This window comes from Flavitalea plasmicola, assembly GCF_030546645.1.
Taxonomy (GTDB): Bacteria; Bacteroidota; Bacteroidia; order Chitinophagales; family Chitinophagaceae; genus Puia.
The window spans coordinates 1,079,666-1,100,639 of sequence record NZ_JAUOTO010000003.1 but is presented as its reverse complement, the minus strand read 5'-3'; the positions used below and the strand labels follow the sequence as shown (position 1 = coordinate 1,100,639).

Genomic DNA, 20,974 nt, shown 5'->3' with positions numbered 1-20,974 from the left:
AAGTACAGCGACGGAACGGTTAGGGTCGCCGAAAGTGCGGAGAAGTAAAACCTCGGGCGCTGTAGGTTTTCCCCTTTTGTTATTCCCGACAGCTATGTGCCTTCCGTCGCTGTAAATTCGGCACCACTGGACTTTTACTCATCCATCAACAGGAAGCTCTATTGGGCGGCGGTGCCTGAATGCCCTGGCCCGAATTTAAGGCTCCTGCAGGCCATAGCTGGTCGGCTGCCCGCGGATGGGGCGGGTTCGAGGGATAAAGGTGGGGATTTATCAATCAGGGGCATGGAGGTCGACCCTGCCGTGGAGTCCGCCTAAATTTGCGTCGGTCATTCAGCTACAAATGCTCAATAGAATAGCCCACTGATCAATGCGCCCATGTTCAATGGTAACGAAAATTTCAGCGGCGGAACGGTTAGGGTCGCCGGCCAAGCGGAGAAGTGAAAACTTTCCAGTACCTATTACATCAAAAAAACAAGCAAGTATTACATTCTCTCCGGCATCCTGATCCCCAATAATCCCATCGCTGATTGCAATACTGTTGCCGTCAGCTGGCAAATTTCCAGACGCATTATTTTTTTCTCCGGGGTCTCAGCATTGGCGATCTTGTGCGCGCCATAAAAAGAGTTAAACGTCTGCGCCACCTCAAAAGCATAGGCAGCGACAACAGACGGACTCATTTCCGCAACGGCCTGGGCGAGGACAGCAGGATATCTTTCCAGGTTAAAGATGAGCTTCTTTTCCAGGGGCAGCAGGGATGGTTCGACTGTTGCCGCCTGTGCAGGAGGAATGCCTGCGGACTGGGCGGCTTCCTTGCGCAGTACGCTGCGGATCCTGGCATAGGCATATTGAATAAAGGTGGCGGTGTATCCGTGAAGATCGATGGATTCGGAGGGATTGAATACCATTCTCTTTTTCGGGTCTACCCGCAGCAGGAAGAATTTAAGGCCGCCCAGACCGATGGTCTCGTACAGCTCTTTTAGCTCTTCGGGCGTAAATCCTTCTGTCTTTCCCTGTTCTTTCGTCTTTGCTTCGGCCTCTCTGATCATTTCATCCAGCAGGTCATCCGCGTCCACCACGGTGCCCTCACGTGTCTTCATCCGGCCGGTGGGCAGCTCTACCATGCCATAGCTGAGGTGGTAGATGCCGTCGGCAGAAGGCAGCTCCAGTTTCTGGCAGATGAGCTTGAGCACTTTGAAGTGATAATTTTGTTCATCGCCTACCACGTAGATGCTTTGATCAGCCTTGTATTCTTCGTATTTTTTTACGGCCAGACCTATGTCCTGGGTGATATAGACGGCCGTGCCGTCCTTCCGCTGTACGATTTTCTGGTCGAGACCGTCGGCTTCCAGGTCGATCCATACGCTGCCATCGTCTTTTTTGAAGAACACGCCCTTTTGCAGACCGAATTCCACCAGCTGTTTGCCGAGGATATAGGTATTGCTCTCGTAATAGATCTTGTCAAAATCACTGCCTATCCTTTTATAGGTCTCGTCGAAGCCTGCGTATACCCAGCTGTTCATGGTGCGCCAAAGCTCGATGACGTCGGGCTTGCCGGCTTCCCAATCCACGAGCATTTGCTGGGCGGCTTTCATTATTTCCGTAGCACTGTCAGCAATTTCCCTGACCTCAGCTTTTTCCGTCTTTAATTTCTCCTCCAGGCTCCCACGTTGTTTGTCGTTCGGAGCCTTTAAAATCTCTGTTTCCAGCTTAGATATCGTTTCCAAATGCCTTTGCAGGGTTGGGCGTGTTGCTACATTCACAGCGCTGTCGTCCCCTTTTTCAAAAGCCTCCAGTAAGGGTTTGGCCTGTTTTTTCAACTCTTCCCCAAACTTTACGTAATAGTCCCCCACTAAATGATCACCCTTGATACCAGTGCTTTCAGGGGTGGCCCCATTCGCAAACCGTTTCCAGGCGATCATACTTTTGCAGATATGGATCCCCCTGTCATTGGCGATGCAGGTTTTGACGATGTCATAGCCATTGGCTTTATAGAGGGCAGCCACGCTCCATCCCAGGAAATTATTCCGGAGATGCCCCAGGTGGAGGGGTTTGTTGGTATTGGGCGAAGAATATTCCACCATGACCTTTTGGCCGGTGGGCTCGCGCAGGCCAAACCGTTCGTTGGCCTGATTATTGGACAGAAATGTCGTCCAATAAATGTCGGACACGGTGAGGTTGAGAAACCCTTTGATGACATTGAAAGCAGCAAAGAGATGAGGGTAGCCTTTCAGCAGGGTTTGTCCCAGCTCATTGCCCAGGGCTTCGGGGGACTTTTTCAGGCTTTTAACAAAAGAAAATAACACTACCGTGTAATCGCCTTCGAATTCGGGCTTTGTCTCATTGACCTGAATATCTTCAGGAGCTATATGGTACTGATAGCTGTCAAGGAGGGAGTGCCCGGTGGCTGATCTGATCTGGCTGATAATATCCATTTTCACTAATTGGCTGCGAAGGTACTGCATGGCTGGCAAACGGAGAAGTGTCCATACGATCAGCGTTGCACGAATAAATGACCGCAAATGAAGGGTGAATGCAGTTTTTTATACCGGATTTAATCGGAAAACCGCCTAAAAATGGCCATTTATCGGTATCTTCACGCTTTATAATATGACGGACAAAATGGTGAAAAAGTGGATCATCGCTTTTATTGATTTTTTCTATCCTCTTGTCGGCAAGCTAATGCCTTTACAGACCTTTCGCTATGCAGCCTGTGGGGGGGCGAATACCATACTTGACATTGTTATGTATGCCATTGCCTATAATTTTATCCTGCACAAACAGGACCTTAACCTGGGCTTTATCGTATTCAAACCGCATATCGCATCTATCATGGTTGCCTTCCTTGTAAGCTTTCCAACGGGATTCTTCCTGATGCGCAATATCGTCTTCACCCAGTCTACTTTACAGGGTAGGGTGCAGCTATGGAGGTATTTTGTGCTGGTGGTGATCTGCCTGTTCCTCAACTATGTTTTTATCAAGTTGTTTGTGGAGCAATGGCATATCTATCCTACGATCGCCAAGATATTGACCACTATCATCGTCGTCTCATTCAGCTATCTCACGCAAAAGAATTACACTTTCAAGGCAGAACAAACCCGGCAGCAGGTGGATGTGGATTGATCCCCCGGGAGGAATAAGACGGTAACTTCCATGCCAACAGGACTGTACTTTTGGCGTGCATAGCCATAACGATCTTTCTATATACGTATACGTCGGGCGCGAAAGGCACCCTCAGGGGGTTTGCTTTAATTCAAATTTAACGGCTGTGTGTCAAACTTTTATAATAATTTTCCTGGCATAGTTTTAGGTACTCTCCAACAACCTCTCATAAGTTTTGTTATATATAAAAAGGAAGACTGCATGATTACAGTAATTATTCCCGCGCTTAATGAAGAAAAGACCATACGGAATGTAATTCAACAGGCCAAGCGGAATAAACTGGTGGATGAGATAATTGTAGTGGACGATCTTTCATTGGATAATACGATCGCCGAGGCAAAAAAAGAGGATGTACGGGTGATCACCAGCACGCATGTCGGAAAGGGTGATTCCATGCGGGAGGGAATGCTGATGGCCAAAAACGAGATCCTGGTGTTCCTGGAAGGAGATACCCCTCATCATACGGAGGACATTGTACAGAAGCTGACAGAGCCGCTGATAAAGGACGAAGCGGATTTCGTGAAGAGTTATTACGAGCGGCAGACAGGACGGGTGACGGAGATATTGGCAAAACCGCTGCTGGAGTTCTTTTTCCCCCACCTGCTACAGTTTAAGCAGCCCTCCAGCGGAATGATCGCCGGCAAAAAATCCTTTTTTCAGAAGGTGGAATTCGAAAATGATTATGGAGTGGACATCGGGTTGCTGATCGACATGCATCATGTCCGGGCGCGTATCCAGGAAGTGTGTATAGGGGAAGTGGAGAATGACATGCAGCCGCTGCATACGTTGGGCAGGATGGCCAAGCAGGTGGCCAATGCCATCTTCAAACGGGTGAATATATTTGACGGCGGCAAACGCCAGGAGGAGGATCCTACCCAAATGATGCGGGAGCAGGTGGAGTTTGCATTGAAGGAGCTGGTCCGGCAACCCAAAAAAATGATCGTCTTTGACATGGACAATATCCTCTTGCAGGGAAGTTTCATCAAGAGCGCCGCTGATAAATTCGGTTTCCGGAGGGAACTGGATGATATTCTTTCCCAGGATAAGAGCAATTATATCAAGACACAGAAGATCGCCCGTCTGCTGGAGGGGAGGACCTTTGCAGAGCTGATCAACGTTGTGGAATCTATTCCCCTGATCGGGGACGCAGTGCAGGTGATCCGCGAATTGCAGGTCCGGGGATATGTATGCGGCATCATAAGCGACAGCTACCATGCGATTGCCAACCATGTTAAAAACATCCTCGGGTTGGATTTCACGCTGGGCAACGAGCTGGAATTCCAAAAAAGCGTCGCTACGGGGGAGGTGAAAATACCTTCTCAGCTCTTAAAGGACAAGTTCAGCCAGTGTGATCATGACCATTGTAAAAGCAATATGTTCCAGTATATCCTTCACCGATTTGGCATCAGCCTGGCTGACTCAGTGGCGGTGGGAGACGGGGAAAACGATATTTGTATGGTCAAAATGGCGGGAACGGGCATTTCTTTCAATTCCACTACATCTGCCGTGGATGAGGTGGCGGATTATACCTTTAGGGACCAGTCCCTAAAACCTGTGTTAGGAGTGGCAAGATAATTGTGAAAATAATTTGTCATCATTATTTTACACCTTGCCAAAACCTTCAATATGAAAAATTCTGCGGATAAATTCACCGCTTCGGTCAGTGATCTGGGGCGGCACCCGCTGGACAGCCGTCCGACAGTCAGCTCATTGGAGAATGCAGAGGGAGCAATCACCCTCATAGATGGTAATAATTTTGGTATCAGGCAGAAAGGGGATGGCGCCGTCCTGCTATTGCCGGTGAATCTTCCGGCTCAATTGCGAAAAGCGGGGACGCGGGTGATCTTCAGCGGCTCCATCAAGCAGCCTAATCCGGAAGAAATGTGGGCTGGCCAGCCCTTCCTGTTGACGGACATCAAAGAAGTATAAAACAAATATGCCGCCCCAAAGAAAGACAGGGGCGGCATATTGATCCGGCATCTTTTTATTCTCTCACGAACAAGGTCGCAGCCTGTCTGCGTATTTTTTCCTTTACGTGTTCTTTAATGGGCAATTTGTCAAAATATTTGACCATGTCTTTAGCCATATTGTCCGCCGCTTCTTTATTTCCCTGACGGTGATACGCCTTGGCCAAAGTTTGCATAGCCTGGTTCAGACTGATATTGTCCAGTCCTTTCCCGGATTTCGACTTGTCGATCACTTCATGGAGGAGCGCTCCGCCCTGTCCGTAATCGGGTTCCCTCGCTGTTATCTTTTTATCCTCCGTGATGGTCTTAAAGAATCTTTGAGCATTGACCCCTCTTACGAATTGCGCATAAACGGACAGCGGATGGTCCTTGTATTTCTCATTCAGCAATTGCAGTGCGTCATTGCCTTTCTGCAGGTAGGGGGCATCCGAGCCCAGGAAGCTCAGCAGGTAGCCGGTGTCATCCTGTAACATCAGCTCAGCTGCTTCGTCGTCCTTTGCAGTCACGGGGTTTTTGACCCTTATCGAAAGGGTGTTGGATACGATGCGGGAGCCGTCTTCATGATGATAGACTGCTTTGATCTGGTAATAGCCGGGCTGGTCGAAGATGAACCCGTCCTTGTCGAATCCTATGTAGGAGCTTTCGTAGATCGACGGAGTCCTGCTGTTGAGCACGGTGGTGGTGGGAATCGTGCATCGTTCGGCAAGCGGTTCATATACCTTTATTTCACCGCCGGGTTTCTTAATACCGATGGTTACAAACCCATAATCCGCATGGAGGTTGCTGATTACCCGGGTGTTCACCATGCTATTGGTTTTGAGCTTGGTTTCCAGGCAAACAGGCTCCCCGTACATGTAGGTATTTTTCGCCTCCAGTTCCAGGAATAAAGACGAGTGATTTTCGATGGGTTCCTCGAAAAGGCCTGCAATGTTTTCCAGGGCTGATCCTGTGGTGAAGGGGTTCCCGCCCATAACGACATTGTTACGGAATCCATGACGTATGTGTGTCAATTCCACCGGGTCGAACTGGAAGGGGAAAGCGTTCCAGAAGGCCGGGGCTCCGCCCTGGGGGTAATTCCAGGGATAATTCATCCATGAGAGGGAATTCGGGATATTGGGTTTGGGCGGGGTAGCCAGGTTCTTTTGCCAGGAATGTAACAAATTGAAAGTATGCCCCAGTTCATGCACGCAGGTGTAGAGCTGCAGTCTTTGCTGGTCGGCGGTGTTACCTCCGATGCCTTTGTAGAAAACGGCGCAGCCATGCCTTTGAGACGCCCCCTGGGAATCGAACATAATACCATATAGTCCCGGGCCGTACTCATGTTCGTAAGCGTGCAGCAGCCAGGAAGCCCATTGCGGTGAACTTTGATAGAGGCTGAAATTGGTGACCATTGCCTGGTGTAGTTCTGCGTTGGACCACTGGTCGGCAGGCGGGGTGAGATTCACCACCGGCGCCACGTTGGTCAGGCCAGCATTGACCATTTCGACCCCGGCCTCCTGGTAAGCGGTGTTGATGGAGAGCACCCGTGCCGGACCGCCTGAAGGCAGCGCGCCGGTGTTATAGGACACGAAAGGCGCGACGCCCTGGACGTGATCCTGCTCCAGTCTTACGGTCCTGAAGGCCCAGCTGAAGTGGTTGCATACGTACAGCGCGCCCGGGGCATTGGTGGTAATGTGGAACCATTGGAGGAATGCAGGCGCCAGCGGCTGAAGAATAAGCGTTTGCTTAATGGCTAATTTTATTTTCTTGAATGAGGTAGACCAGGTGGTATTGGCGACGCCCGTAATGGTAATGACCCCGTTTGCCAAGGTTTTAGTAATGCCATCGACGATGAAAGAACCAAAATAGGATTTGGTCTGGCCGGAGATCTGGTAATAGTCACCGCTTATTTTCTGCAGAGGATTCGGGCCATCGATGTCAACGCGGAGTTCCAGCTCAAAAACACCGGACTGGGCACGGTAGCGTCCGTACACCTTGTTTTTAGGAAGGGGGATAATGGGAGGGGTTAAAGTGACAGGAACCCCGGCGTCTATCGGCCTGCTTTCTTCCAGCCTGGCGGTTTCCGGCAGCTCCTCAAACCTGTCGCTCATGGCAAGGAGTGCATCAATTTCATCAGGCTCCTGCTCCCCGGCGCCGATTTTCATTCTTTTTTGGGTGGGATGTGTCGTTTCCTGCAATAGGCCTGCATTGGGTTCGGACACGGTAGCCGAATGACCATCATGGTTAAGGTAACTCATAGAGATGTGTTTTAAATAGTGAAAGAATAAAGAATATGGTGCCTTTCAGGAAGCACCGATCCGTCCTGTCTTATGGTTTTAATAAGGCACGCCAGCATGGGGATCTAAAAGCAATAAGAGGATGGTCTGAATCGGGGAACCAGAGCTAACCAGGATCCTGGGAATGAGAATTGCGACAATAATTCCGGTGGTTTATTCAGGCGGCCGCCGAAGAGAATAGGCGGGTTGTTTTATTAAGAGGCTGGCAAGATATAACCTTTTGAGTATATTGTCAATAGGCAGGGGTTAATTTATTAATATTTTCTTTTCCCTGAAAAAATGCCTCCAAACCGGATAATCCTGCCATTTTTTCATCTTCGCCTGCTATGGCACAATGATTGACATTCTCTTCCCGATAGGATTATACTAACCTTAAAAGCAAACAATTATATGGGAAAGATTATAGGAATTGACCTTGGTACGACGAATAGTTGCGTAGCCGTATTAGAGGGTAACGAGCCCGTGGTGATCGCCAATGACGAGGGACGTCGCACGACGCCTTCAGTGGTGGCTTTTCTCAAGAATGGGGAAAGAAAGGTCGGGGACCCTGCCAAGCGGCAGGCGATCACCAACCCGGTGAACACTATTATGTCTGTGAAACGCTTTATGGGCAGGCGTTTTGACGAGGTGACCAATGAAATTACCCACTGGAGCTATAAAGTCGTCCGTGGGGATAACAATACGGTGCGCATCGATATTGACGGTCGCTTGTATACTCCACAGGAGATCTCAGCCATGATCCTTCAGAAGATGAAGAAGACGGCCGAGGATTACCTGGGACAGGAAGTTACAGAGGCGGTCATCACGGTGCCGGCCTATTTCAATGATGCCCAGCGCCAGGCGACGAAGGAAGCCGGCGAGATTGCCGGTCTGACGGTCCGTCGTATCGTGAACGAGCCTACGGCTGCCGCTTTGGCCTATGGCCTGGACAAGGCCGGAAAAGATGAAAAAATAGCAGTCTTTGACCTGGGTGGCGGTACATTCGACATATCCATCCTCGAATTGGGAGATGGGGTATTCGAAGTGAAATCCACCAATGGGGATACGCACCTGGGGGGTGATGACTTTGACAAGGTGATCATGGACTGGCTGGCCGACGAGTTCAGGAAAGACGAGAATGTCGACCTCCGGAAGGACCCGATGGCACTGCAGCGCTTGAAAGAAGCGGCTGAAAAGGCCAAGGTAGAGCTGTCCTCCTCCAGCGAGACGGAGATCAATCTGCCTTATATTACGGCAGTGGATGGAGTGCCCAAGCACCTGGTGAAGAAGCTCACCCGGGCCAAATTCGAACAGCTGTCAGATGCACTGTTTGAAAGGTGCCTGAAACCTTGTGAGCAGGCGCTGAAAGATGCGGGGTTGAACACTTCACAAATTGACGAAGTGATCCTGGTCGGTGGTTCCACCCGTATTCCCAAGGTACAGGAGATAGTGGAGAAATTCTTCGGCAAGAAGCCGAACAAGAGCGTGAACCCTGATGAAGTGGTAGCCATCGGCGCCGGTATCCAGGGTGCCGTATTGACGGGTGAAGTAAAGGATGTGCTCCTGCTGGACGTTACGCCGCTGAGTCTCGGCATTGAGACGATGGGTGGTGTAATGACTCGCCTGATCGACAGCAACACGACCATTCCTACGAAGAAGTCTGAAACTTTCTCTACGGCCAGTGACAACCAGCCCGGGGTGCAGATCCATGTATTGCAGGGCGAGCGTCCCATGGCTAACCAGAATAAGAGCCTGGGAACCTTTAACCTGGATGGAATTCCGCCTGCTCCGCGCGGCGTACCGCAGATCGAAGTTGTATTCGATATCGATGCCAATGGTATCCTGCATGTAACGGCAAAGGATAAAGGCACGGGTAAAGAACAGAAGATCCGCATCGAGGCTGGCAGTGGTCTCAGCAAGGAAGAAGTGGAAAAGATGAAGGCAGAGGCGAGGGCCAATGAGTCAACTGACAAGGCGGCCCGTGAGAAAGTGGATAAAGTGAACCAGGCCGACAGCCTTATTTTCCAGACGGAAAAGCAATTGAAGGAATATGGCGATAAGATCCCGGCCGAGAAGAAGGCGCCTATCGAAGCGGCCCTCAACAAGCTGAAGGACGCGCATAAGTCCCAGGATGTTGCGGCCATCGATGCGGCAGTAGCTGAGATGAATACGGCATGGACGGCGGCCTCAGAAGAGCTGTACAAGGCAACCCAGCAAAATGGCGGGCAGCCCGGAGGCGAGCAGGCAGGCGCTGGTGGGCAAGGTCATGCAGCCGGCGCGGGTGGAGAGAATGTGACGGATGCTGAGTTTGAAGAAGTGAAGTAAGCATGTTGTTAATTATATGGTAAGGGAGTGGGGTAACCTCACTCCCTTTTTTGTTTTATTCACTCCCGGACGAAGTGAATCTCCCGCCGCATTCTATTACCCGCGATGTCTACGGCGGTGAGGGTTAGTGTATGAGACCCGGCCGGGCAGCTGGCGTCGAATGTATAAGTGAAGGTATTCCCTTTTTGTGCGAAAGGCACCCAATGTCCGTCGATCTCTCCGTTGAATCTGGCAATTGGCCCCAGGTCATCCTTACATTGAATGCTGCATGCAGCGGCGCTTTTGCTGAAATGTTGTCCGTCTTCCCATTGGAGGGTTGTCAGGGAGGGCGCGACGGTGTCGATCAACAGCCGCAGGATGCCCAGGCGATTGAAGGTTGCGCTCATCCAATCGTCCTGCCAGCTGCCTTTTACAATGTATTGGCTATCGCCGCAGATGAGCTGAAGGACTGTCCGGTTACGCAGACGACTACTTTTGGGCAGGGAAGTCTTCACCTGGACGAAAAAACGATCATGCACGGGTACGGACGGGTCGTGCAGATAGATGAGCGGAGAAGGCCAGCGAGGATCAGCTGCGGACAGCGACTGCCAATGAAAAGGGAATTGGTCGTAAAAAGCAGAGGCGGTGAATCGTGCACGGAAGGACGGACCGTCGATGTTGATGGCTTTTCCGGGCTGGCAGGGCACATTTCCTGATGAGAAGACAGCGCTGGAACGAAAGGCGGCAGCATGCAGGAGGGGGACATCTCCTGTCACAGCGGCAGGATCGGAGCATTGGATACGGGCTGTTAGCTCGGTGTAATTGCCCTGTACATCCGCAGTCCGGATGCGTATAGTATGCACAAGTGTGTCCTGCAAATGAATGACCCCGTCCCCGGCGGAAAGGGCAAAGATGGGCGCATGATTCCCTGGCAGGGTGGAGAGGTGCTGTACGTAGATGCCAGAACGGAACCATTTACCATAGTCGATGCAGGCGTTGATATAGCGGGTATCCGAGGTCGATAGGTTCCGAAGGCTAAAGGCATGGATCAGGGAATTGTCCAGCCAGAGGGATGCTTCGAAAACACCGGAAAGATGGGAAGAGGAGGAACTTCTATCCGTCGCCGAAATGCCCAGGCTCACGAGGGGGCTGTTGACAAGAATGATATCCCGGACGGTGTGGTAGCTGCCGTTCCTGCCTGCGATGGGAATTTTCTGCGCTCTTGTCGTATAGGTGCTGTACCGTCTGTCATACCAGTAGAGGCCATCGATAACAGGAGGAAGGTGATCGTCTGCACGCAATCCTTGCAATTGGGGATTGAGGTTACAGCCTGTGCTGGCATTGCGAACCTCGAAGTGAAGATGCGGCGCGCGGGATGCACCTGTATTCCCGCTGTAGGCGATGCATGCTCCTTTTTTCACCTGACAACTGCCCGGAGGCAGATCAAGCTCCTGTCGCCAGGACTGCGTGGCATATTGGGTGTGAAGGGCCAGTGCGTCGAGGGAGTCGGTGAAATGCTGCAAGTGGCCGTAGACAGTGATGAGGCCATTGGGATGGGTGATGAAAAGGGCTTTACCCAGGCCATCTTCTCCAATGGACAGATGACTGATGTAGCCATCGGCAGCGGCATAGACAGGCAGCCCTTCCCGGCCGCCCGTGCGAATATCCACTCCCATATGAAAGTGTCCTTCCCGCAGCTCGCCAAAGTTGGCGGCCAGTTGAAGGGGCCTGTCCAGGGGACAGCGGAAATATCCCTGAGATGAACGGGGCCACCAGTATGCCAGGATAGCTACCAGAAGAAAGAGGATGATTAATGGAAAGAGCCTTCGGCTGGATGTTTGATGAGCTTTGGTATCGGAGTGGGTCATGGTCATCGTTTGCATTCAAAGTAACGGGGCCGCTGCCGTGGTGTAAACTGCGATCTGCCAACGCGGAAGGTTCGTCTGCCAATTCCCGGACAGCGTTTGCAGATGGAAAACGGGGGTTGGTCGACAAATCTCAGAGCCGGGGATTGTTCATCCGGCGTGCAAACGGTACATTTGAAGCATGGAAAAAAGGCAGCTGTTGCTACTGGGATGTTTTGTAGCCTTTTATCACCTGATCCATATCGTTTACGATATGCCCAACCTGGTGCATGGCTCGCCGGGCTTCGATTGGCTGCCGGAAAATGGACGGGCCTGGCTGACAAGGATCGGGGATATCTGTTTTTATTTCTTATTTACTTTTATTCCCTATTGGGCATTGTGGCGATGGTGGCCGGAAAGAGCGTGGGCATATATTGCGCTGGTATTGGTTGTATGCCTGCCGGCGATCTTCCTGATCCGTTATTGGATGGAGCGGACCGGATTGGGCAGCCGTATCCGGCTGCGTACCTTTTTCCTTAACCATTTGTTCTATGCGCTTATTTCCGTGGTGTTTGGGATCGTCTTTTATTTTATCCGGTGGTCCCGACACAAGGAGCTGCAGCAAAAAGACCTGGAGATCCAGCACCGGCAGTCTGAGCTATCCTTTCTTCGCAGCCAGATCAACCCTCATTTCCTTTTTAACAGCCTGAACAATATCTATTCGCTCGTGTACCAGGGCTCCGGTCAGGCATTAACGGCTATTGCGGGCCTGTCGGATCTTTTACGTTACATGCTGTATGATGCGTCGGAGAAGGTACCGCTGGCAACGGAAATGGATTATATCCGGAAATATATCGGTCTGCAGCAGTTGCGTTTTGATCATCCGGTGGAAGTGCATATGAAGACGGACGGAACCATGGCGGGCGTTGTTATCCCACCTTTGTTGCTGATCCCTTTTATCGAGAACGCGTTCAAACATGGCGACCTGGGCAACGGCGGCCTATCCATCTACCTGGACAGCGGACCGAAAAAGATCTATTTTCATTGCACGAACCGTAAGGGATCACAGCAGAAGGATCCGGGTGGCGGCATCGGCCTGGAAAATGTAAAAAGGAGATTATCGCTTTTATATCCCGGCAAGCACGTATTTTCAATGGAGGATGGTCCTATACATTTTTCCATCAATCTCGAACTGAGACATGACTGACCCTGCACCCATAAGATGTATCATTGTGGATGACGAGCCATTGGCCGTGGCCTTGCTGGCGGACTATGTAATGAAAACGCCAGGGCTGGAGACGGTCCTCCGGACAACGCATGTCCTGGAAGCTTTACAGGCTGTGCAGGAAGATAAGGCGGACCTGCTGTTCCTGGACATACAGATGCCAGAGCTCACGGGCATCCAGTTCCTAAAGATCATCCGGAACAGGTGTAAGGTGATCCTAACGACGGCATATACACAGTATGCGTTGGATGGGTATGAGCACGATGTGGCGGATTATCTGCTGAAGCCGATCACCCTGGACCGGTTTATGATCGCAGTGCAAAAAGCAAAAGAGCGGATGGGGGTCAGGACCGCCCTGGCGGTGGAAAATAACGATGCGGCGCCGATAGTGCCGGCCAGGAAGCAGGACCATATTTTCGTCAAGACGGAATACCGCGTTCAGCGGGTGGATCTGGCGGCGATTCACTATATCGAAGCGTTGCGGGATTACGTCGCTGTCCACACCGGGACGGGAAAGATCCTTTCGCTGGAGAGCATGAAACATATGGAGGAGATGTTGCCGGGAGATCAGTTCATCCGCATTCATAAGAGCTATATCATCAACTGCAGCAGGATCGACTTTTTAGAGCGGGGGAGAGTAGTGATTGGCAAGGAGTATTTGCCAATAGGGGACACCTATAAAGAGAGAGTGAGAACGAAACTGGGCCTATCTTAAATCATTGTATACCATATACTTACAAGTCAGTTAACAAAATCTTCACCTTCATCGCTTGCACATGAACGTAATTGTTCGTATATTTGCAGCGCAAAGCCGGGCAACGGTCTAATACACTTGCCATCCCAGGGTTTGATTTGACACTTTCTTAGATACGATTCTTCGGTGTTTTTTAATCTTCCTCCTTGCCCGGATCAACACTCGTGAATAATTAAATAGTATACGTTATGAAAAGTGATGTCATGGACAGTTATGTCCCAATGGAACCTGCTATCCTTAATGAGTTGGTGACTGAAGTAAAAGAAACGGTGGCAACGGAAGTTGCTTTTGAGAAAGAGGTGAAATCTTCTTTCGGATTGGTGGATATGTGGAATATCCGTAAGCATGGCCGTTATGCCGGCAAGCCTCGTCAAAAGGGCACCATTACTACAGGAATCAGCTATTAACAATAGTACAGGCTCTGTTTAGCAGTTAGTTTGATCCCCGCTATCGCGGGGATCTTTTTTTGCCTGGCCCCCATGGGGTCGATCCTCAGATGATGTCCATTTTCTTCATCAGGAAGGATGCATTGCGGTTGCGGGCAATGCCTTGCTGAAGCCGGTAGTCGAAGAGGAGCTCATCGCCCTGGATGATGCTTTCGAAGCAATAATTGCTGACAAGGCCCGGCATTTCCTTTTCCAGGCTGCCCAGCGACAAGTCGTGCGTAGCAAAGAACGAGAGGCATGGATATTGCAAAAGCTTACGTATGAATTGTTCGGAGCCGTAGGTCTTGTCTTCCGAATTGGTGCCACGCAGGATCTCGTCTATCAATACGAGGGAAGGGATGCCACCCCGAAGGCTGTGAATGATCCGTTGCAACTTTTTCAGCTCCGCCATAAAATAGGAGGTATGTTCCTGCAGCGAGTCGCTGACGCGGAGGGAGGTGAGGAGCTGCATAGGCGTAAAAGAAAAGGCGGTGGCGCAGACGGGAGCGCCGCATTGCGCGAGTAAAAGGTTGACGCCAATGGTACGCAGGAAGGTGGTCTTACCGGACATATTGGAGCCGGTGACAAGGATCAGGCGCTGGTCTTTTCCAATAGAGCAGTCATTGGCGATACGTTCGGCAGCGGGGATCAATGGATGAGCCAGGTGGGTGGCTGCGAGCCGGAGGCCGGTGTCTTGCACCGGAGCGGGGTAGATGAACGTGGGATTGGAAAAAGCAAAAGATGCCAATGAGTTGAGGCTTTCGATATCGCCTACGGCGTCGATCCATTCGTGGAACCTGTCCTTATAGGTCTCTTTCCATTTTTCCAGGGCGGCCATGCAGTGCAGATCGTACAGGAGAAAGCTGTTCAGAAAGATATTCACCAGCACATTGAGCCGCTGATCAAAGAAAGATGCCAGCTGGGAAAGGCGGCGAATGGCCCGGTGAGCCGTCGATGTGCGGGTCTGCAGATCCTGAAGGGCAGCGGCCCCCTGGGGATCCATCGTATTAAAGACGGCCAGGATGGACGCATATTGATCGAGGATGGCCTGTTTTTTACTGATAAGCAAGTGTTGCCTGGAGATATAGCCTGTGAAGGAACCAATGAACGCCCAGGAAAGCAAAACGCCCGTCAGCAGCGGTGCATAGAGATCGGTGGCCAGGTACAGGCCGATGGAAAAAAGGTTGTATGCGACCAGGAGCCAGCGAAGGAAGGTAAGACCTTTTCGCCCAGTGATACGGGAAGGATTGGAAAGCCAGCCGGTGAGGCTATGCAGGTTGCCTTCCTTTTCTCCGGCCAGAAGGCCTTTTGCCGTCAGCAACTGGCATTTGTCAGGTTGTTGGGTAAGAGCCCGGATCGCCTGTTGCTGCTGCTGGATGTCCGGAATTTGCAGCAAGGGAGTTCTCAGCAGGGTGGAAAGCCGGGCTTTTCCCAGAGAGGTAGTGGTCCGGTTGAGCAGGTGAAACAGTGAGCGGGGGCCAAAGATATCCAGGTCGTCCAGGTATGAGTAGGAATCCAAATGGTCTTTCCCGTCCGGAAAGCTGTTGACCTGCCCATGCAGGATAGCCTGTTCGTTGGTATTGACGTACAACAGCTTTTCCAGCAGGGCTTTCTGGTCATTCCACCGGAAATAGCGATTTACCAGGACGATGAAGGCCGCCAGGAGCAAAAAAAACAGACCGGCGATGAGCCGGGGAAAAGAAGGAATAAGGTAAAAACCAGCCACGCATAATCCCAGGAAGCAAATAAGACGAAGGGTGGCCAGCAGCGCCAACCTCTTCCGTACCATCCGGAGACGAGCGGTATATGAAGTTATCTTCTCTTCATAGAACGAAATGGGGGCTGGCATTACATGATATCCATGGCCTTAACAAAAAATGTGCAGACGAAAGGTAATATGAGGGTGAGATATTCGAAATGGGCGCCAATGGCGAAAATGAAAGCTGCGGTAGAGATAAGGAAGAGGATCCAATAAAGTCCCGTGTTTTTCTTTTGCTTTTCCATGCTATGAGGGTTGTAAGTTTGACGCAAAACTAAGTGAAAAGGCTCAAAAAGAAAAGAGTATGAATTACCTTTGCGGTCCTACATCTTTGCCGGCCATTTTAAAACCTTCTGAGAAAACAAAAAAGGCGTGACAAGTTGACACATTTCAGATTTTTACTATAAATTAGCCACATAATGTAAAAAATACACATTATGTGGATGGCAAAAAAAATTGCTTTACATGTCTGTTTTAAAAATTGATTTCTATCTACGTTTTCATACTCGGCCCGGTCAAACATTGCATTTGTCAGGAAATATAGCGGCCCTGGGGGACAAGGATCCATTGAAAGCGCTGTCCATGCAATATATGAACAGCGATTTCTGGCATGTGCAGGTCGTGTTGGAGCAGTGGCCAAAAGCGCCTGTCAGCTATCATTATATCCTGCATACGGAGGATGGAAAAATGACGGAAGAATGGGGTGGCGACCGGCAATTGGAACAGCCGGCGGCGGACACTGGCGAGATGCAGGTGATGGATACCTGGAACTGGTCGGGGGAATATGAGAATGTATTTTATACCGCTCCATTCCGGGATGTATTGCTGCGGAGGAAGGGTAAAAGCCGTAAATCCCGGACGAAAGGGGTGATCACGCATATATTCAAGGTGAAGGCGCCTTTGCTGAAGCAGGATGAGACGCTGTGTCTTTTGGGCAGCGGGCCGGCGTTGAAAGATTGGGAAAGCGAAGATCCTCTGTTGATGGTACAGGAGGGGAATTGGTGGACTTGCCGGTTGAGTTTGCCAAAAGAATCGCTGCCGGTGGTCTACAAATATGGCGTCTACCATATGAAAGAAAAGCGGGTGGTGCTGTATGAAAATGGAGATAACCGGTATTTGCATGGGGATGCCCATCAGCATACGTTGACGGTCCTTCACGACGGATTTGTGCACTTGCCGAATAATACCTGGCGAGGCGCCGGGGTGGCTATACCTGTTTTCAGCCTGCGCACTAAAAAGTCGATGGGGGTGGGTGAGTTTACGGACCTGAAGCTGTTGATCGATTGGGCGGTGAAATGCGGTCTGAAAGTGGTGCAGATACTGCCGGTGAATGACACCACCGCCAATCATGACTGGCAGGACTCCTATCCCTATGCGGCTATCTCGGCTTTTGCGCTGCATCCATTGTACCTGAACCTGGAGAAATGCGCCGGGCGTAAATATGCCGAGCTGATCAAGCCTTTGAAAAAACGCCAGAAGGAGCTAAATGAGCTGCCACAGGTGGACTACGAGGCCGTAATGAAGATCAAGCTCCTGACAGTCAAAGAATTATACGAGATACAGAAAGTACAATTTGAGAAAGACCCGGATTATATCGCTTTTTTTGAGCAGAACAAGCATTGGTTGATACCCTACGCTGCCTTTTGTTACCTGAGAGATAAGAACGGAACGCCGGATTTTTCTGCCTGGAAGTCGCATCGGAATTATGACAAAGAGGCCATCGAACAATTCGTGGCGCGTGGGACCCGGCATTATGCGTCTATTGCCCTGCAGTATTTCATACAATATCATTTGCACCTGCAGCTGCGGGAAGCTGCGGACCACGCCCATGAGAACGGTGTCATTATGAAAGGCGATATCCCGATCGGCATTTACCGGTACAGCTGCGACGCCTGGATGGAGCCTCGTCTTTACCATATCGATCAGCAGGCGGGCGCGCCTCCGGACAATTTTGCCGTAAAGGGACAAAACTGGGGATTTCCTACCTATAATTGGGAGGAGATGGAAAAGGATGGGTTTTGCTGGTGGAAGCAGCGGTTTGAGCAGATGAGCAATTATTTCGATGGGTTCCGCATCGATCATATCCTGGGCTTTTTCCGTATCTGGAGCATACCCATGGATGCGGTGCAGGGGATCCTGGGGCATTTTGTCCCGGCGATACCGGTGCACCGGGTCGAGTTCGGCGAAAGGAATCTCTGGTTTGACCATGACCGTTATACCCGGCCGTTCATCAACGATGCAGTGCTCTGGGAATTATTCGGGAATGACTCGGAATACGTGAAGGCGAATTTTCTATGGGGCAGGGACCATGGTACTTATGTGCTGCGCGAAGCATTTGATACGCAACGCAAGGTGGAAGCCTGGTTCAACGGCGTCGGGCATTCGGATCTTCATGCGCGGATCAGGGATGGCTTATATGATCTGATTTCCAATATCATCCTGATGGATGTGGAAGGCAGCGGGCAGCAGCAATTCCATTTCCGTATTGCCATGGATCAGACGTCTTCGTTCAGGTACCTTGAATGGCATACACAGCAGGGCCTGAAGGACCTTTATGTGAATTATTTTTTTAGCCGGCAGGACGCATTCTGGGAGAGGGAGGCTATGCATAAGCTTCCTGCACTAAAGCGGGCTACCAACATGCTGGTCTTTGGGGAGGATCTTGGAATGGTGCCCCGTTGCGTGCCCGATGTCATGCGGCAATTAGGGATCCTCAGCCTGGAGATCCAGCGCATGCCGAAGAACCCCGCCCGGGAGTTCTTTCATCCGAATGAGGCGCCCTATTTATCAGTCGTTACCCCGTCCACGCATGATATGAGCACCATCAGGGGATGGTGGGAAGAGGACAGGGAGAAGATCCAGCGGTTCTTTAACCAGGAGCTGGGTCAATGGGGCGAAGCGCCTTATTTCTGTGAACCCTGGGTAAACAAGGCGATCGTGTTACAGCACCTTCATTCTCCCGCACAGTGGAGCATTTTCCAGTTACAGGACCTTTTGGGCATGAGCGAGCAGTTCCGGCGGGAAAACCCTCATGACGAGCGGATCAATGTACCGGCCGATCCGAAGCATTATTGGAGATACCGAATGCATCTCACGTTGGAGGAGCTGATCAGGGAGAAGGAGTTTAATGATGAGCTGAAGGGGTATGTGGAACATGCGGGCAGATAAAAAAGCCGGACCTTGCGGTCCGGCTGGGGGAGAGGGGTTCAGGAACGAAAACGTTTAGAGATACTTTCGATTAGAGATACTTTACAAAGGTCTGCTCGTATTGAGCGCCGTTGTGGCTAATGACCTTCAGGAAATAATTTCCGTTTCTCAGGTGAGAGATAGCAACAGATTGCTGATTAACACCGGAAGTAAGCTGCTGTTGCTGTGTAAGGACCAGCACGCCAGACATATTGTATACCTGTACCATTGCGGAAGTGGCGGTCGTGCTGTTCAGCGTATAGTTCACTACGGAGATGGCGGGATTGGGATATACCTGTAAATTTTGGTTGGCGGTGGCCTTAGTGGTATTGGACAGGCAAACGATCCTGGAATACCTGGAGGTGCCGTCCATATCCACCTGACGAAGCCTGTAATAATTATTACCGCTTAATAAATGCTCGTCCGTGAAAGTGTAATCGGTGGAATGGGTGTTGTTGGTTCCTATTACTACGCCGATGGAATCGAATCCGCTGGCATTGGCAGACCTTTCTATTACAAACCATTTACAGTTGGTGAGATTTTCCATTGTCCACAGCAGCTGACCTTCGGAGTCGCCCGTTGTCTGGCTGGTGAAGCTCATAAGAAGAGCGGGCTGGCTGCTCTTGTTCTGTGCCAGTTCCTGGGCGTTTGCACTGGTTGCGCCGGCCATCATGATCACGGCGGTAAAAAGAGCGGTAGTAAAGGTAGCTGCGTTAATAGTTTTCATCTGGGTACGTTTTCGTGTTACGCTCTATACCAGGTAAATTGTGTACCAAAAAACAAAACGTTGAATATTAATCATTTAAGAGCGTGCCAAACCCTCCAACGTTCCCTGAATGGGAAAAATCTTCTCATTTCTGCAAAAAAGGTAGGAAAAACACGATGGGTACCGTAATTTATGCAGGGCGGCTGCCCTGTGGCCCGTGCTCTGTACCTTTGCGCCCATGCAATTTAAGTATTACGCTTACGAACTGGCATTCCGTCATCCATTTACTATTTCCAGGGGTACGAAGACCCATCAGCCTACCCTGATCGTCGAATTGGAGCACCGGGGGATAAAAGGCTATGGGGAGGCCCCTGCCATCAGCTACTATCATATTCCTGTCGAAAAAATGATCGCCGACCTGGAGGCGAAGCGGCCGTTTATAGAGCGGTACGCGCTTACGGACCCTGAGCGGTATTGGCATTATCTGCATCATCTGATACCTGACAACTCATTCCTGGTCTGTGCGCTGGATATGGCCGCCTGGGACATTGCGGGAAAGCTGCGGCAACAACCTTTATATAATATGTGGAAGCTGGATCCGGCAGCGGGACCGATGACGGACTTTACCATCGGGATCGACACGATTGACAAAATGGTGGCCAAGATCCAGGAAAGACCCTGGCCAATCTATAAGATCAAGCTGGGTTCGCCGGACGATATTGCGATCATGCGGGCTTTGCGTCAGCATACGGCAGCTGTATTCCGGGTAGATGCCAATGCGGGATGGACGCTGGAGCAGGCACTGGAGATCATTCCAGTCTTAAAAGAACTGAATGTTGAGTTCGTGGAGCAGCCGCTGGCGAAAGAAGATTGGGAAGGAATGAAAGTATTGTTTCAGCAATCGCCGCTGCCCCTGATCGCCGACGAGTCCTGTGTGCGGGAAGCTGATGTCGAAAAGTGCAGGGGCTATTTTCATGGCATCAATATAAAGCTGACAAAGTGCAGTGGTATTACGCCGGCCCGGCGAATGATCGCTGCGGCGCGCGGTTGGGGTATGAAGGTAATGGTGGGGAGCATGAACGAAAGCTCGGTGGGCAGCGCTGCCATAGCACATTTGTTGCCCGGCCTGGATTATGTGGATATGGATGGGCCTTTATTATTAAAGGAAGATCTTGCGACGGGTGTTGCTTTTGATCAAGGCAAAGTGCAGATCCCCCGCGCCCCGGGGCTGGGCATCGATTTTACGGGGCTATATGAAAAAGTGTAAGAAAGACGTGTATAAATTTAATTACAGAAAGCCATTGCAAATTCGTTAAAGCTGTTTAACTTTCCTTTAACGTTCAAAAATCGTGTAAACGATTGCACGATGCATGTAACGTTTTACTACTAC

15 protein-coding genes are annotated in these 20,974 nt (G+C 50.7%); 9 read left to right on the top strand and 6 right to left on the bottom strand.

Annotation, left to right across the window (positions count from 1 at the left end):
• Positions 1-482: 482 nt before the first annotated feature.
• On the bottom strand, positions 483-2,432 hold the full coding sequence (gene argS, locus Q4E93_RS14415; RefSeq protein ID WP_303586310.1) for an arginine--tRNA ligase: 1,950 nt from the start codon (positions 2,430-2,432) through the stop codon (positions 483-485).
• Between the two features lie 175 nt (positions 2,433-2,607).
• On the opposite strand from argS, the gene Q4E93_RS14410 reads away from it, so the two are divergent.
• The 3 genes from Q4E93_RS14410 to Q4E93_RS14400 all read left to right on the top strand — a co-directional run bounded on the left by Q4E93_RS14410 (position 2,608) and on the right by Q4E93_RS14400 (position 5,088).
• Entirely contained in the window at positions 2,608-3,120 is a 513-nt protein-coding gene (locus tag Q4E93_RS14410; protein ID WP_303586308.1) for a GtrA family protein, read from the top strand.
• A 240-nt stretch (positions 3,121-3,360) separates the two neighbouring features.
• On the top strand, positions 3,361-4,734 hold the full coding sequence (locus tag Q4E93_RS14405; protein ID WP_303586306.1) for an HAD-IB family phosphatase: 1,374 nt from the start codon (positions 3,361-3,363) through the stop codon (positions 4,732-4,734).
• A gap of 51 nt (positions 4,735-4,785) precedes the next feature.
• Positions 4,786-5,088 carry a hypothetical protein gene (locus Q4E93_RS14400; protein WP_303586304.1) on the top strand — a complete coding sequence of 101 codons (303 nt, stop codon included), beginning with the start codon at positions 4,786-4,788 and terminating at the stop codon, positions 5,086-5,088.
• Between the two features lie 55 nt (positions 5,089-5,143).
• Here the strand turns inward: Q4E93_RS14400 and Q4E93_RS14395 are convergent, their stop codons facing one another.
• Complete coding sequence (locus Q4E93_RS14395; RefSeq protein WP_303586302.1) at positions 5,144-7,363, bottom strand: hypothetical protein; 2,220 nt, start codon at positions 7,361-7,363, stop codon at positions 5,144-5,146.
• A 429-nt stretch (positions 7,364-7,792) separates the two neighbouring features.
• Between Q4E93_RS14395 and dnaK the strand changes: the two genes are divergently transcribed.
• The gene (gene dnaK / locus Q4E93_RS14390; RefSeq protein WP_303586300.1) at positions 7,793-9,706 is read left to right on the top strand and encodes a molecular chaperone DnaK; all 1,914 of its coding nucleotides are present in this window, start codon (positions 7,793-7,795) and stop codon (positions 9,704-9,706) included.
• 59 nt (positions 9,707-9,765) lie between these two features.
• Here the strand turns inward: dnaK and Q4E93_RS14385 are convergent, their stop codons facing one another.
• Positions 9,766-11,553: a peptidoglycan DD-metalloendopeptidase family protein gene (locus Q4E93_RS14385; RefSeq protein WP_303586299.1), complete on the bottom strand. Its 1,788-nt coding sequence runs from the start codon at positions 11,551-11,553 to the stop codon at positions 9,766-9,768.
• 178 nt (positions 11,554-11,731) lie between these two features.
• On the opposite strand from Q4E93_RS14385, the gene Q4E93_RS14380 reads away from it, so the two are divergent.
• From Q4E93_RS14380 to Q4E93_RS14370, 3 genes are all read left to right on the top strand, one after another.
• Complete coding sequence (locus Q4E93_RS14380) at positions 11,732-12,736, top strand: sensor histidine kinase (RefSeq protein WP_303586297.1); 1,005 nt, start codon at positions 11,732-11,734, stop codon at positions 12,734-12,736.
• Positions 12,729-13,469: a LytR/AlgR family response regulator transcription factor gene (locus Q4E93_RS14375; RefSeq protein ID WP_303586295.1), complete on the top strand. Its 741-nt coding sequence runs from the start codon at positions 12,729-12,731 to the stop codon at positions 13,467-13,469. The genes Q4E93_RS14380 and Q4E93_RS14375 overlap by 8 nt, the downstream gene beginning before the upstream one ends.
• Positions 13,470-13,696: 227 nt before the next feature.
• On the top strand, positions 13,697-13,915 hold the full coding sequence (locus Q4E93_RS14370) for a hypothetical protein (protein ID WP_303586294.1): 219 nt from the start codon (positions 13,697-13,699) through the stop codon (positions 13,913-13,915).
• Between the two features lie 85 nt (positions 13,916-14,000).
• Here the strand turns inward: Q4E93_RS14370 and Q4E93_RS14365 are convergent, their stop codons facing one another.
• Both Q4E93_RS14365 and Q4E93_RS14360 read right to left on the bottom strand, forming a co-directional pair.
• A complete protein-coding gene (locus tag Q4E93_RS14365; RefSeq protein WP_303586292.1) occupies positions 14,001-15,782 on the bottom strand; it encodes a MutS-related protein in 1,782 nt (593 codons plus the stop codon).
• A complete protein-coding gene (locus Q4E93_RS14360) occupies positions 15,782-15,937 on the bottom strand; it encodes a hypothetical protein (protein ID WP_303586290.1) in 156 nt (51 codons plus the stop codon). Before Q4E93_RS14360 ends, Q4E93_RS14365 begins: the two co-directional genes overlap by 1 nt.
• 220 nt (positions 15,938-16,157) lie before the next feature.
• On the opposite strand from Q4E93_RS14360, the gene Q4E93_RS14355 reads away from it, so the two are divergent.
• On the top strand, positions 16,158-18,860 hold the full coding sequence (locus Q4E93_RS14355) for a 4-alpha-glucanotransferase (RefSeq protein ID WP_303586289.1): 2,703 nt from the start codon (positions 16,158-16,160) through the stop codon (positions 18,858-18,860).
• Positions 18,861-18,930: 70 nt separating this feature from the next.
• On the opposite strand, the gene Q4E93_RS14350 is transcribed toward Q4E93_RS14355, so the two are convergent.
• A complete protein-coding gene (locus Q4E93_RS14350) occupies positions 18,931-19,605 on the bottom strand; it encodes a T9SS type A sorting domain-containing protein (RefSeq protein WP_303586287.1) in 675 nt (224 codons plus the stop codon).
• Positions 19,606-19,822: 217 nt separating this feature from the next.
• On the opposite strand from Q4E93_RS14350, the gene Q4E93_RS14345 reads away from it, so the two are divergent.
• Positions 19,823-20,851: a dipeptide epimerase gene (locus tag Q4E93_RS14345; RefSeq protein ID WP_303586286.1), complete on the top strand. Its 1,029-nt coding sequence runs from the start codon at positions 19,823-19,825 to the stop codon at positions 20,849-20,851.
• Positions 20,852-20,974: the final 123 nt, after the last annotated feature.